Genomic DNA, 11,406 nt, shown 5'->3' with positions numbered 1-11,406 from the left:
GTGAGCGTTCAGCCGGAGACAGAGACCGGAACAGCACAGACAGCCGCAGCCGAAGCGCCTGAAGAAGGCGTCTACAGCTTCGCTGCGATGGAAGCCAAGTGGCCGCAGGTCTGGGAAGACCTCAAAGTCTTCACGCCTGCCGACGACGGCTCGCGTGAACGCCGCTACGTTCTGGACATGTTCCCCTACCCCTCGGGCGACCTTCACATGGGCCACGCCGAAGCGTTCGCCATGGGCGACGTCGTCGCCCGTTACCTGCGCCAGAAGGGCTTCGACGTCCTGCACCCGATCGGTTGGGACTCCTTCGGCCTGCCCGCCGAGAATGCGGCCATCAAGCGCAACGCGCACCCCAGCGAGTGGACGTACGCGAACATTGAGACCCAGGCGGCGTCGTTCAAGCGATACGCCATCTCGGCTGACTGGTCGCGGCGCATCCACACCTCCGACCCTGAGTACTACCGGTGGACCCAGTGGCTGTTCAAGCGCTTCTACGAGCGGGGATTGGCCTACCGCAAGGACTCGCCGGTCAACTGGTGCCCCAAGGACCTCACTGTCCTGGCAAACGAGCAGGTCGTCAACGGCGCCTGTGAGCGTTGTGGCACACCGGTGACCAAGAAGTCCCTGAACCAGTGGTACTTCAAGATCACCGACTACGCCGACCGCCTGCTGGAAGACATGGACCAGTTGCAGGGCCATTGGCCCGAGCGCGTGCTGGCCATGCAGCGCAACTGGATCGGCCGGTCCGAAGGTGCGCATGTCCGCTTCGTCATTGAGGCCACCGAAGACCGGGCCGAGCGCGAAGTCACCGTCTTTACCACCCGTCCCGATACCCTCTACGGCGCAACGTTCTTCGTCGTTGCAGCTGACGCGCATCTGGCGTTGGACCTGGTCACGCCTGAACAGCACGACGAACTCATGGCCTACCGCGAGAAGGTCAAGGCCCTGTCCGAAATCGAGCGCCAGTCCACCGAGCGTGAGAAGACCGGCGTCTTTACCGGCCGTTACGCAATCAACCCGTTGAACGGCGAAAAGCTGCCGGTCTGGGCTGCTGACTACGTACTGGCCGACTACGGTACGGGCGCCATCATGGCCGTGCCCGCGCACGACCAGCGCGACCTCGACTTCGCCAAGGCCTTCGACCTCCCGGTCCGGGCCGTCCTGGATACCGGCGACGAAGACCCCGCTGCTACCGGTGTGGCCACCTCGGGCGAAGGAACGCTCAAGAACTCCGGTGAACTGGACGGGCTGTCCAAGGCCGAAGGTATTCCGGCTGCCATCGGGATCCTCGAAAAGCTGGGAACCGGCGAGAAGTTCGTCAATTTCCGGCTGCGTGACTGGCTGCTGAGCCGCCAGCGCTTCTGGGGCACGCCCATCCCCATCATCCACTGCGGCGAATGCGGCGAAGTGCCGGTCCCCGACGACCAGCTGCCGGTCAGGCTGCCCGACAACCTGCGTGGCGAAGCATTGGCCCCCAAGGGAACCTCCCCGCTGGCCGCCGCCGTGGAATGGGTCAACGTCGAGTGCCCCAACTGTGGCCGTGCCGCCCAGCGCGACACCGACACCATGGACACCTTCGTGGATTCCTCGTGGTACTTCCTGCGTTTCGTCTCGCCCGACTACACCGAGGGCCCTTTCGATCCTGAGAAGATCAATGACTGGATGCCGGTGGGTCAGTACGTGGGCGGCGTGGAACACGCCATCCTGCACCTGCTGTACGCGCGCTTCTTCACCAAGGTCATCAAGGACATCGGGCTGATCGAGGCAAACGAGCCTTTCTCGGCGCTCCTGAACCAAGGGCAGGTGCTCAACGGCGGCAAGGCCATGAGCAAGTCCCTCGGCAATGGCGTGGACCTCGGCGAGCAGCTGGACAAGTACGGTGTCGATGCCGTCCGCCTCACCATGGTCTTTGCTTCCCCGCCGGAAGACGACGTCGACTGGGCGGACGTTTCGCCGTCGGGCTCGGCCAAGTTCCTGGCGCGTGCCTGGCGCCTCGGGCAGGACGTCAGCAGCGAGCCCGGCGTTGATCCGGCCACCGGTGACCGCGCCCTGCGCACGGTGACCCACAAGACCATTGCCGACGCCGCCGAACTTCTGGACAACAACAAGTTCAACGTCGTTGTGGCCCGTCTGATGGAGCTGGTCAATGCCACCCGCAAGACCATCGACTCAGGTGCCGGTGCAGCCGATCCTGCTGTTCGCGAGGCGGTGGAAGCTGTCGCTGTCATCCTGAGCCTGTTCGCTCCGTACACGGCCGAAGATCTCTGGAACACCCTGGGACACCCGGCTTCAGTGGCGAACGCGGGTTGGCCGGCACACGACGAAGCACTGTTGGTGCAGGACACCGTCACCGCCGTGGTCCAGGTCCAGGGCAAGGTCCGGGACCGCTTGGAAGTCTCCCCGGACATTGCCGAAGACGAGTTGCGTGAACTGGCCTTGGCTTCGGAGAATGTTCAGCGGGCATTGGACGGCCGCGGCATCCGTACTGTGATTGTGCGTGCACCTAAACTGGTGAACATCGTTCCTGCCTAGCAGGGACTGTGAGGCCGCCGGCACTGTGCCGGCGGCCGGCCATCATCTATGGAGGTTGCGTGCCTGAGCGAGAACCACCGGCCTGGATATGGCTCAAGGAAAGAGTGGCGCGTCTTCGGCAACCGGCGGCGCCGGTTACCGCCGCCGATCAGCCGCTTGCCGCCGTCGTCAGGACTGCTGTCGTCACCGATTCCGCGGCCGCGCTGCCGGCTGACTGGATTTCTGCCTTTACAGCGGATGGACGCCTGGCGGTTGTTCCCATGCCAGTGATGGTGGGGAATGAAATCTATGGCGAGGGCGAAGACGACATCACCCGGACATTGTCACTGGCACTTGCTTCGGGAGCTTCCGTCAAAACCTCCCGACCATCACCGGGCCAGTTCGAGCAGGCGTACCTGGCAGCCCAGCGGCGCGGTTTTGAGGCTGTGGTCTCCATTCACATTTCGTCCGAACTCTCGGGTACGGTGGACGCCGCCAAGCTGGCCGCTGAACGTGTCTCGATACCGGTCGAAATCGTGGACTCCCGCACTGTCGGCATGGCACAGGGAATGGGCGTCCAAAGCGCGGTCGTTGCCGCAGCGGACGGGCGCGGACCGGCCGAAGTGCGCGGCTTCGCGGAACAGCGCATGGAACGCACCAAGGTGTACTTCTACGTTCCAAGCCTGGAACAGCTGCGGCGGGGTGGTCGTATAGGGGCGGCAGCGTCCCTCTTGGGGACAGTTCTGGCCATCAAACCCATCCTGGCGGTCGACGGCGGCAAGATCGTGCCGCTCGAAAAAGTACGTTCCGCCGTTCGCGCCATAGCCCGCCTCGAGGAGATCGTTGCTGCCGACGTAGCCTCCCGACCCAAGGGGCAGCAACGTTTGGCGGTCCACCACTTCGGAAACCAGATCGAGGCCGAAGCCTTGGCAGCCCGTCTGAACGAGACCTGCCCGGACTGCCCGGCACCCCAAATCAGTGCTTTGCCGGCTGTCTTGGCCGCCCATGCCGGTCTCGGAGTTCTTGCGGTCATCGTGGGGGAGAGCAGTACTCCGACGGGGTGACGTCCCTGGGCGAGTTGGCCACATAGCGTTAAATTGTTACTTCAGGGGTTCGACGGCGGTCAAGGCCTAGTTATCCCATGCTGGAACCGGGAGCATCCCCAGATGCCGCAGAGCGGGCCGCGCGGGAGCCGAATTGCCTCGTGAATGATCTCTGACCTTGCCGGTGCGCCGCTGTTGGACTTGGCTGATGCGGAGAAAACGCGCGAATCCGCTGCGGGCTGGTGCCTTGTGTCAACACAGTGTCATTGGAGGAGCTTGGGACTTTGCTGCGGGTACGGCCGGTACAGGGCAACGAATACTGGATCGGCGCAAAGAACGCGGCGCGTTCAGTGCCGTCAACGAACTTGATGCCGTCGATGGGATTGGGGCCAGGCTCATGGAGTCATTCAAAGACCTTGTTACGGTGCAAGGTCGCATGGGTTGGATGGCATATAAATTTGTGGGTTTGCCATTCAATTGATCCGTCATCTGTCCGACCGATATTACGCCAATGGCCGCCAGTATTTGGACTGGCGGCCATTGTTTCTATTGCCGGGGAAATCCCGTCTGGAAGCAGCCGTTCACAGATATTTGGATGACGCGATTCGACCGGCAATTACTTGTCAGCCTGGGCCGGAGACGATGGGCTTGAAGGAACAGGGGCGTGTCCGATCCCGAGCATCCAGCGTCCGTCGTGCCAGCTCATATTGAACTCGACTTTTACTGGGTGGCCTCTGCGATCCTCGGTGTCGACCGTGGCCGTGACATGACTTGGACCCATGCCGTCGTTGTACTGCACCGCATAGGCTTGGTTGTTGACCCCGGCCCACTTGGCTAAGAGTGGGCCGGCGTCAGCTGGGTCGGCCGGGCCGGGGCCTGCCAGGGCAGCAAGTCTCTCCGCGTCACCGTCATGAAGCGCACTCATAGTCGCGTCGACTGCATCGCCGCGTTTGCTGACATCCGGACCCTTCTGAGGAGTGCACCCGCTTACGAGCAGGCAAGTGCAGAAAGCTGCCACCGCAACCGCATTACCCGGGTACACACGCTGCGGGCCCATGCAACTCTCCTTAGGTTCGTAGAGCGTAGTAGCGCCAATTGGCGGAATTGCCATAATAGATGTCCCAGATTGACATATCGCGTGTGTCCCTGGAGTGATAAGAGACTCGAATGTCGGTCCCGTTGACATATGTAACTATTGTTGCGTGCGTGACATTCTGATTGTTCGGCGCTTCTTCCGCGATTTGCATGATGTCTGCGGCGCCCATCCAGCTCAGGTAAGGAAGGTATGAGATTCTTCCCGACCCATACGCAAAGTTAGCAAAGTTCTGAGCCCCAGCCCAGGGCCATGAGGCATTGACGTACCAGTTGTGCCACCAGGACGTGTCGTACTGGTACCAACCGCCAACTTGGCTCCATCCCCCGGCCTCCACGGCTTGGGAGACGAAATTTGTGCAGTCCGAGTCGTAGCTTGGATAAACCCCGTTCCTTCCATAGGCCCGGTCCAGGCGTAATTCATCATCGCTTGGTAGTTGTAGGACGTGCTGCTCGCAAGACGGGGAGTGAAAGCGGCGGTTCTGACGACAGTGGAAGGGAGATCCTGCGCTGCTCCCTTAAAGTCCTTCGCAGGGCCGGGATTACCAAGTGTCTTGTTGGTGAATGTTCCGACCCCAGTCGGAGAGGGTAAGGCGGGCTTCTGCGCTGCATTAGGGACAGCTAGGGTCTCAGCTGGATCAAGGAGTGCCGGAGAATCCACTTCGGTGTCTGGGCCAGTCCTGACTGCCGTTCTTTGGACCGTGGTCGGCGGGATCCCGCCGGGTGTCTTGGCTTCCATGGATGTGATCTCCCAGCCCGAGGGGCGCAAGGAAAGCTCCACGATCTGAGGATAGGAGTACCCTGTTGGTGGCGGCGTCGTTCCATCTTCATAGTTGGCGTACGTTAGCTCGGTTATCTCAGAGACTTCGGCTGTCGCTGTGTCTCCATTCTGAGTAAAAGACAAAAGATTCACTTGTGAGGCGACCCCGTTGTATACCAGCTCATGGGTGGCCAGTAGGCGTTTCTTTTCTTGCAGTCTTGAGTATTCTTCTTCGGCTGCGGCCGCGCCACGCCCGAAGATTTGTGCGGATGATCGCGCGGGCATACCTACACTGGCGGAGGTTACGATCTGGCTGTTGCGTAGTTGAATGGCATCCTTTATGAGGCCCTCTGCGCTGAACCGTGCATCTGTGTCCGGTAACGACATATTCGGGGTTTCTGTGTTGGAGGCAGTAGTAACCCGGACGGCCCCAAAGTCCGGAGTGGCCCTTGTTGCTCTGGATGGGACAGAGTCCGCGCCTGCCACTGTCGTAATGGCCGCGAAAGCCAACAATAGTATTCCGGCCCCTAGAGCCGACCGTTGGTTATTTATCAAATTTCCTCCCCAATATGCCGATACTCAATTTTGCGCAACCACCTTGATTTGCTGCAGCATGGTAAATCTACGCCGAAAATCCGCGCCGTGTACAGGCTTGGAGGGGAATGTTTTTTAGAGGTGTTTGTCCTCTAAGAAATATTCCCCGAAAATAAAAATTTCTCTTGTTTATGGCGTCACGTTTGCTATGAAAGCCTCACTATAAAGGGGGGGGTCTTATCGCCAAATTCCTTTGAGATCTGCAGGGCATAGACCGTTGAGGCGCGCGGCAAGTGATGGGGGGGCATGGCCTGCAGCTTCCGAAATTACTATTGAACTCGGCTCAAGTGTTCCTGATCTTCCTTATGGCAGACCGCCCAGTGGACTGGCAGCCAAAGAGGGTCGGGGCGAGGTCACGAACAACCAAGTGAAGACCCGAGTCAGACAACGTGCCACCCCTGAACTGGCCACCTACCAGGCTGGTCAAGGGTTGGGCTAAGGAGCGCACGCTTGCGAGCCGATTGATTCGGCTCTACCCGGCGGTCGCCGCTGAGGGGGGAACCTGTCGACTTTCGTGACATCGATAAGATCATGTTTCGGAGCACGGGTGGACCGTCGCGCGGGCTGCCAGGATCCGTTCCCTTTATATGGCTAACAGGCAGTTTCCTATGAAAGCCCAACGAAAATTGCGCAAGGTTTTCCACATGTGACTGTATGCGCGCACCAAATGTTTGTACCCGACCGTAGGCTCGATTCATGCCACGCCGGAGCCGGGACCTGTCCCCAGATGCCGCAGCGCAGGCCGCGCGGGAACGGTTCGCCGCACGGATGATCCCAGACCACAGCAGTCGGCCGCTGCTGGATCTATCCGGTGATTCAGGCGCAGAAACAGATGATCTGGCGTCACTCTTCGCAGGTGAGGCAAATTCGGTTCCGGCTGTCGCCCGGCTGCGTTGGCGGACATCGTGGAGGGTAGCTGCGCTGGTTGCCGTGGTGGCGGCCGTGCTCATGGCGTGGTTTCTCTGGCGACTCGCGGACGGTCGGGCAACGTCTGAGCCCCTGGGTCCTTCCGTATCCGCCGGCCGCTCAGATGGTCCTGATGCCTTAGATCCTCCGGCCGAAGGCGTGCAGCCCGCAGAAGTTGCTGCTCCGCCTGCGCAAGGTGGGCCAGGAGTGGTCATGGTGCACGTTGCCGGTGCGGTGGGCAAGCCCGGTGTCGTCTCATTGCCTCAGGGGAGTCGCGTCTTCCAAGCCATCGATGCGGCTGGCGGGGCGGCGCCCGGCGCCGACCTTACCGCCCTCAATCTGGCGGAAGTCCTCACCGACGGAATCAAGGTGTACATACCCGTTGTCGGAGAGACACCCCCTCAGAGCTCGCCGGTTGCGGGTGCTGGCGCAGTTTCCGGAGCGGCCAGTGGAACAGCCGGTCCTGCCGCGGCAGGTGCCAAGGTCAACATCAACACAGCCTCGCTGGAGGAACTCGGGACATTGCCCAGGGTCGGACCGGTAACAGCCCAACGCATCCTGGACTGGCGGAAAGAGCACGGAGCATTCACGTCCGTGGATGAACTTGACGCTGTGGACGGCATCGGGCCCAAGCTTATGGAGTCACTGAAGGATCTTGTGACGGTGCAAGGTGGCTGACGCCGGCGCCGGGGCGGGGTCGGCCGGACGTACTGACCTCAGGTTGGTTCCTACTGCAGCCACTGCGTGGGGAGCGGCGTTCGCAGGCACCTTCAATGAGGCTATTTGGTCCTGGGCTGCGGCAGGTTTCCTGTTGATCGCAGGCGCGGTCTTGCTGTTCAGCGGGCGGCAGCGGCAGCGGCAGCGGCGGTGCGCCGGGGTGCGGGCCCGGACAATGCCCGCCACTTTTGCTTTGGCATGTTTCTTCGGGGCCACAGTTGCGGTCCATTGTGCAGCCATGGCAGTCCAACGGGAGGAGGGACCGCTGGCGCAGGCGGCTGTGGACCATGAAGGAGTCGCCATCGAGATACGGATTACGGGAAGCCCGGCCGCATCGATGGCACCTGGCCAGTCCGGGGGGAACAGGTGGACTGTGACAGCCGAATTGTTGGCCGTAACGGCGAAGAGCACTGTTGCGCGGGGGACGGCGGATGTACTGATCGCCGGCGGCGATGGTTGGGACAAGGTACAAGCGGGCCAAGTGGTCAGAACCACCGGGACCCTCAAGGAAGCCCGCGACGGCCAGGGCCAGGATGCGCTCCTGTCGGCATCCTCGTGGCCGGTGGTGCTCGACTCCCAACCCGATGTCCGGCAATCCGCCAGCGAGCTTAAGCATGGCTTCAGTGCCGCGACAAGGTGGTTGCCTCCCGATGCAGCCGGGCTGTTGCCAGGCATGGTCACGGGAGACACAAGTGCCTTGCCGGAGAGTCTCGAAAAAGACATGAAAACGACAGGGATGACCCATCTGACAGCTGTCAGCGGTGCCAATTGCAGCCTCGTTCTGGGAGCATTCATTCTGCTGGCCCGGTCACTTCGGCTCTCTCGCCCGTTGGCGGCCGCCATTGCTGCATGTGGCCTGGCTGGGTTCGTCCTCATGGTCGGTCCTGACCCGAGCGTCGTGCGTGCCGCCGTCATGGGAGCTGTAGGGTTGGCCGCCATGGTGGGCGGCCTTCAGGGGCGTTCCCTGACGTTCCTTTGCGTCGCCACAGCGATTCTGTTGCTTCTTGACCCGACCATGGCCGCGAACGCGGGATTTCTCCTGTCCGTACTGGCAACGCTCGGGATAGTACTCCTGGCCAGCCGCCTTGCATCCTGGATACCCTCGCGCGTTCCCCGATGGATGGCTGCCGGAGTGGCCGTTCCGTTCTCCGCCCAGCTGCTGTGCGGGCCCGTCATTGTGGCACTTCAGCCACAATTTACTCCGTATGCCCTCATCGCCAATGTCGTGGCCGGTCCTTTGGTTGCCCCAGTGACCATCATGGGAACGCTCGCCGTGCCGTTGGCGGTGATGGCGCCTTGGTTGGCAGTGGTGCCCGTCGCGGTGGCTGGCGGATGTGCGGCCACTGTTGCGGGAGTTGCCAGGTTCTTCGCGGGTATGCCCGGCGCAACAATGCCTTGGGCCGAAGGCCAGGCCGGTGTCGCCGCCATGGTGCTGTGCTCGGGCGTCAGCATTACGCTGGTCTGGATGGTCCTGCAATCGGAACGGGTTCTGGTGCGGGTTGTGGCTTTGCATGCCGGGGTGGAGCTGTTCCTGGACCGCATGTCAGGGCGCAGGCATGGCAGACTTGATATCTGCAAGGAATCATCCGGAAGGAAACACCAGTGGCTGCTGCCCAAAACACCCGGGCCAAGAACGCCGCGGCGAACACCGTCAGCTGGCGGGACGCAAGCCCGGCCGCCGTAGTACTGATCACCGGGCCGGAAGAATACCTTGGTATCCGTGCCATGGATCGGATCCGCACGCAGGTGCGGACTGCCACGCCGGACGTGGAACTCAGCCGTCTCAACGCCGGCTCCTACGAGGCAGGGACGCTGGCGATGACAGTGACTCCGTCCCTCTTCGGGGAAGGCAAGCTGATTGAGGTCGAGGGCCTCGAAGCCATGAATGACGCGTTCCTGGCGGATGGTCTGGCCTATCTCCAGCACCCTGACCAGGACGTCGTCCTTGTTCTTCGCCACGGCGGTGGAGTACGCGGTAAGAAGCTGCTTGATACCGTGAAGGCCGGGGGATGGCCCGTCATCGACTGCCAGCCCCTGAAGAAGGACTCGGACAAGACCGCCTTCGTTGTCTCGGAGTTCAAGGCGGGCGGACGACGCATTGAAGGCGAAGCCGTCCAGGCCCTGGTAAACGCGGTCGGTGCCAATCTTTCAGAGCTCGCATCAGCGTGCGGCCAGCTCATCGCTGATGCTACTACTGCCGTGACGGCAGAGACCGTGGAACGTTACTACGGAGGGCGGGTTGAAGCCACAGCCTTCAAGGTGGCAGATGCTGCCATGGCAGGCAACGGGCCAGTAGCACTTTCCACTCTCCGGCACGCCCTGGCCACCGGCGTCGATCCCGTTCCTCTCGTAGCTGCCCTGGCAGCCAAACTTCGGACCCTCGCCAAAGTAGCCGGGGCCAACGGGTCTTCAGCCACCATCGCCAGGAATCTGGGAATGCAGCCATGGCTGGTGGAACAGGCCCAACGTGACGTTCGCCGGTGGACCCCCGAAGGCCTCATCCGTTCCATCCAGGTCATTGCCGAGGCGGATGCCCAGGTGAAGGGCGAATCGCGTGATCCCGTGTACGCGGTGGAGCATGCGGTAACGGTAATCGCCACGTCAGCCAGTCGTCGCTGAAGTCGGCCTAAGAAGTACCCGCCGGAGAAATACCGGCCGTTAAACCCAAAGGCCGGCACCCAATGGGTGCCGGCCTTTTGATCAGCTCAGTCGAACTGGAAAAACCTTAGAGTGCGTTGACCTTCTTGGAGATCGCCGACTTGCGGTTTGCAGCGTTGTTCTTGTGAATAACGCCCTTGCTGACAGCCTTGTCCAGCTTGCGGCTGGCAGCAACAAGTGCAGTTCCAGCAGCATCCTTGTCAGCAGACTCAACGGCGGTGTTGACGGCGCGGATGGCCGTCTTCAGCTCGGACTTGACAGCGTTGTTACGCAGGCGAGCCTTCTCGTTGGTGAGGATGCGCTTCTTCTGGGACTTGATATTAGCCACGTATGAACTCTCTTTTTAATGCGGAAATGGTCTAGAGGGTTTTCAGGTTGGCCATCGACTGAGCGGCGTGGGGATGCCTATGGCAGCCAACCATGAGTGGCCGTCGACCTGCACGGACACACAGCTATAAAGGATAGCAGATACTCACGGATAACGGAGACCCGCAGTTCAGCGCACGCTTTGATAGGCCCTGAGGCTCCGTGCAACGTCCTGGAATTGCCGCTTGCCCAAGACCGCGCCTTCACGCCGCACGGTCCGGGGGTCCATGCGGATGATGCGCTGTACATTGACCTCGCTGGGCCGGCCCTGTCGGTCCCAAGGGCCGGCGCCAATGTCGACGTAGCTATCCGCGCGTGCTCCGTTGTCGTGGTCTTTCGAGGTCAACATCAACCCAAGCAACCATTCTCCGTCCCGCCCGATAAGAAGAACGGGGCGGTCTTTGCCTTGCGAGTGGTCCTCTTCATAGGGGACCCAGCCCCACACAATTTCGCCAGGATCCGGCCTGCCGTCCGGCTTGGGGGAGTAGCTGGGCTTGAGGGCTCCGCGGAAGTCGCCGGGGTAGCGGCCGGGTGGCTGCCCGACGGCGGTACGCCGGGTGGGTTTGCCCGCCGTCGCCGATGGCGCGGCCGGCTTGGAGCTGCCGCCTCGCAGCGCCTTGAGTGAACGCAACAGAAATTTCCCCAGGGGGCGCACATCAAAAGCCATAGGAACACGCTACATCCGACGTCGCCGGACAGCAGGGCGCGCGATGTACGGCGAAGCGCCGGTTCGTGGGAGACTAGAGGATCAGATGCGCGGCA

General features: G+C 61.7%; 9 protein-coding genes. 5 read left to right on the top strand and 4 right to left on the bottom strand.

What is annotated here, in order from left to right:
* Positions 1–2,529, top strand: a complete 2,529-nt coding sequence (gene leuS / locus PV760_RS05935; RefSeq protein ID WP_354627350.1) for a leucine--tRNA ligase — start codon at positions 1–3, stop codon at positions 2,527–2,529.
* A gap of 59 nt (positions 2,530–2,588) precedes the next feature.
* Positions 2,589–3,572 carry a DegV family protein gene (locus tag PV760_RS05930; protein ID WP_354627349.1) on the top strand — a complete coding sequence of 328 codons (984 nt, stop codon included), beginning with the start codon at positions 2,589–2,591 and terminating at the stop codon, positions 3,570–3,572.
* 595 nt (positions 3,573–4,167) lie between these two features.
* On the opposite strand, the gene PV760_RS05925 is transcribed toward PV760_RS05930, so the two are convergent.
* Together PV760_RS05925 and PV760_RS05920 are read right to left on the bottom strand one after the other, a co-directional pair.
* Positions 4,168–4,608 carry a hypothetical protein gene (locus tag PV760_RS05925; protein WP_079581397.1) on the bottom strand — a complete coding sequence of 147 codons (441 nt, stop codon included), beginning with the start codon at positions 4,606–4,608 and terminating at the stop codon, positions 4,168–4,170.
* Between the two features lie 10 nt (positions 4,609–4,618).
* The gene (locus PV760_RS05920) at positions 4,619–5,056 is read right to left on the bottom strand and encodes an amidase domain-containing protein (protein ID WP_354627395.1); all 438 of its coding nucleotides are present in this window, start codon (positions 5,054–5,056) and stop codon (positions 4,619–4,621) included.
* A gap of 1,637 nt (positions 5,057–6,693) precedes the next feature.
* Here PV760_RS05920 and PV760_RS05915 point away from each other — a divergent pair.
* The 3 genes from PV760_RS05915 (at position 6,694) to holA (ending at position 10,239) form a co-directional block, all read left to right on the top strand.
* Positions 6,694–7,581 carry a helix-hairpin-helix domain-containing protein gene (locus PV760_RS05915; RefSeq protein ID WP_354627348.1) on the top strand — a complete coding sequence of 296 codons (888 nt, stop codon included), beginning with the start codon at positions 6,694–6,696 and terminating at the stop codon, positions 7,579–7,581.
* A 277-nt stretch (positions 7,582–7,858) separates the two neighbouring features.
* On the top strand, positions 7,859–9,304 hold the full coding sequence (locus PV760_RS05910; protein ID WP_354627347.1) for a ComEC/Rec2 family competence protein: 1,446 nt from the start codon (positions 7,859–7,861) through the stop codon (positions 9,302–9,304).
* Positions 9,223–10,239 carry a DNA polymerase III subunit delta gene (holA, locus tag PV760_RS05905; RefSeq protein ID WP_018777711.1) on the top strand — a complete coding sequence of 339 codons (1,017 nt, stop codon included), beginning with the start codon at positions 9,223–9,225 and terminating at the stop codon, positions 10,237–10,239. Before PV760_RS05910 ends, holA begins: the two co-directional genes overlap by 82 nt.
* A gap of 106 nt (positions 10,240–10,345) precedes the next feature.
* On the opposite strand, the gene rpsT is transcribed toward holA, so the two are convergent.
* Both rpsT and PV760_RS05895 read right to left on the bottom strand, forming a co-directional pair.
* Entirely contained in the window at positions 10,346–10,606 is a 261-nt protein-coding gene (gene rpsT, locus PV760_RS05900) for a 30S ribosomal protein S20 (RefSeq protein ID WP_011774926.1), read from the bottom strand.
* A 168-nt stretch (positions 10,607–10,774) separates the two neighbouring features.
* Entirely contained in the window at positions 10,775–11,311 is a 537-nt protein-coding gene (locus PV760_RS05895) for a type II toxin-antitoxin system PemK/MazF family toxin (RefSeq protein WP_354627346.1), read from the bottom strand.
* Positions 11,312–11,406 lie beyond the last annotated feature (95 nt).

This window comes from Paenarthrobacter sp. CC6 (assembly GCF_040560085.1).
GTDB classification, from domain to species: domain Bacteria; phylum Actinomycetota; class Actinomycetes; order Actinomycetales; family Micrococcaceae; genus Arthrobacter; species Arthrobacter nicotinovorans.
This window is presented reverse-complemented; position numbering and strand designations above follow the sequence as displayed.